Genomic DNA, 242 nt, shown 5'->3' on the forward strand with positions numbered 1-242 from the left:
CGCGTCGGCCGCCGTCTTCGTCGGGCGGGTACACGATCACCACAGGCATGAGCCCCACCCTGCCGCACGGCACTGACAACGGCACGCGGGGCGCGGCCGGACGGGGCGCTGCTTGACAGCGGTGTGATCCTGGATCTGCGGGTAGCTCAACGGGTACAGAGCGACCGGGCTCATCCCCGGAACGGACGCCGGTTCAACCCCGGCCCCGCCCCAAGTCGGGAGCGCCGTCGGCAGACGAGGGC

General features: G+C 72.3%; 1 tRNA gene. It reads left to right on the plus strand.

Annotation, left to right across the window (positions count from 1 at the left end):
* Positions 1–137 precede the first annotated feature (137 nt).
* Positions 138–213: transfer RNA gene (locus CCN44_RS44845), tRNA-OTHER, on the plus strand.
* Positions 214–242 lie beyond the last annotated feature (29 nt).

The organism is Streptomyces tricolor (genome assembly GCF_002155905.1).
Classification (GTDB): domain Bacteria; phylum Actinomycetota; class Actinomycetes; order Streptomycetales; family Streptomycetaceae; genus Streptomyces; species Streptomyces tricolor.